Origin of the sequence: Ottowia cancrivicina, assembly GCF_029813755.1 — a bacterium.
Classification (GTDB): Bacteria; Pseudomonadota; Gammaproteobacteria; order Burkholderiales; family Burkholderiaceae_C; genus Ottowia; species Ottowia massiliensis.
In genome coordinates this window covers 1-2,213 of sequence record NZ_JARVII010000057.1, presented here as the reverse complement: position 1 = coordinate 2,213, position 2,213 = coordinate 1, and the positions used below count along the sequence as shown (strand labels likewise).

The window sequence follows — 2,213 nt, the reverse complement described above, 5'->3', positions numbered from 1 at the left end:
GTATATCGGAGTCATTAAACTGCGTGTCTTTCTGATGGACTGGGAGGCGGATCGGCTCTGCGCGAAAGAAGGCGGCATTCATATTTATGAAAAGGTCTATCTGCCGGGTGGCTACGCCTATAATTGGACGGCAAATGAAAAGCTATTTAGAAGATCCTTTGGCTGCTCAAATCTAGACGAACATGCGCCATATGCGATTGGCGGCACTGAAATCCCGATAGGAAGATCCGTCAATCCAACGTTGTATAAAAAGATAAGTTATGCAATGAGATGCAGCGATAAAAAGATTCTTGGGGAGTTCGTCAGATACAGCCGGAGGGGGGGGAGAATTACCCCGACCCTGGGGCCTGATGGCGGCTATGAATGCAAAGTGTCGGGCGATAGACTGACCATGCTGGAAACGGTTTTTTCTAAGGAGCAACCATGAAAGTTAGTCAAAATCTCAGTCTTCTTGCGCAATTGTCTCAGGCTTCTTATGGAGACCTGAGAACTGCTCATGGACAAGAAAATTTGATCAAAGATCTGTTTCGAGAAGGTGGACCAGGATTTACCGAGCAACAAGCGGATTCATTAGTGAGAGGCCATGACTTATCCGTACTGACTCAATACATTGATGATTCCACGCGGGACCCGCACGCTCAAGGCACCGGGCTATCCGTCACCGTATTCAGTGATTACCGCGATGGCGGCGCTCAAAGGAATATCACCATCGCCATTCGTGGAACGCAGGAAGCCACTGATTTCATTCCGACAGACTCTTTTGTTGCGAAAAATGGCATGGCGTATGACCAGATTGCCGCCTTGTATAGCTGGTGGCTGCGGGTCAATTCTCCTGCTGGCACGCGTGTTCCACAATATTCCGTCGTCACGGTGGAAGACCTACACAACCCCTTTCCAACCGACAGGTTTTTGCCGCTGTACGGTTTGCCCAGCTTGACTGGGAATCGGGTTGCCGGCCTTGCAAGAATCGACGATGCTGTTGCCACAGGCGAGCTGCATTCTGTTTTGGCCCATGATCCTGACGCCAAGCTGGACGTTACAGGGCACAGCCTGGGCGGCCACCTGGCAATGGCCTTTGCCAGTCTGTTTGGCTCCCAAGTTGCCAGTGCGACTGTCTTCAATGCGCCGGGTTTTTTGAGTTCTCCTACCAATGAACAATTTTTTGCCCGCCTGGGCGGCAGCGGCGTGCCCGCCAGCAGTAACCGGGTGGGCGCCATCACAACCAATGTCATTGGCTCTGAAACAAGTGATACAGATGGCAGCCCATCAGGCACCAATATCATTGCCGGTTTGCATTCCAGACCCGGCAAGCCGCTGGACATCGCCATAGAAGACCAGGGAATTGGCAGCGCCGAACCTGACAAGCCATTTGCCCGCAACCATTCGCAGGCCATACTTGCCGACTCCACCCGTGTTTACGCGCTGCTGGATGCATTGGATTCCAATACCTTATCTCTGGAGGATTACCAGAAAATCTTCAATGCCAGTGCCAACCAGTCTTTTGTGACGCTGGAAAAATTGGTAACCAGCCTGCACGCTTACCTGGGGCTGGGCGATATTTCCATTCAAAGCGGCAACAAATCACGCAATGAACTCCATGCAGCCATTAGCAACATTGAAAACCATAGTATTTACAAGGCCCTTAAAGGCAAAATCCATTTTGGGGCGGCGGGCCGTGGCGTGACAGCGGCCCAGGAGAATTTTTCCGCTTTTATGGCTTTGCAGACACTCTCGCCGTTTTCCCTGTCTTCTGATGACAGCCAGGCCCTGAATGCTCTGTGGCAGTCCGAAGCCTGGAAAGAGGTCTATCAAAACTGGCAGGCGGACAAAGCCGCCCGGGCCGCAGGCCGGCCGGCCGCGCATTATTCCGAGCAGTGGTATGCCGACCGGACATTTTTGCTGAACGCCGTAATGTCCAATAACGTATTGGACCGTGCGGACACGGAAACGCTGCGCAGCAGCCAAGTGCCCCGTGATCGCGCTTATGTGCTGGAATGGACGCAAGGCGATGGTTCCACGCGCACCCTGATAGCGGAAAACCCTGCACGCAAGCCTGGCCAGCTGCCCCACCATGTGATTTCCTTTGCCAGAAATAACAAAGGCCCATCCAAACCCTTACTTGGCGGCGCACTGGATGACCGCCTGTATGGCGGCAATGGGGACGACCGTATGGAAAGCGGCGCGGGCAACGACTGGCTGGAAGGCGGGGCGGG

The 2,213-nt window shown here is 53.5% G+C and carries 1 protein-coding gene and 1 pseudogene; both read left to right on the top strand.

Translation table 11 applies throughout. The features are described 5' to 3' along the window. Nucleotides 1–427 (top strand): hypothetical protein (locus tag QB898_RS12920; RefSeq protein WP_279525278.1); only part of this gene is annotated, 427 nt, incomplete at its 5' end. After that, nucleotides 424–2,213: pseudogene (locus tag QB898_RS12915) on the top strand (hypothetical protein); the annotation flags it as partial. The gene QB898_RS12920 and the pseudogene QB898_RS12915, both read left to right, overlap by 4 nt.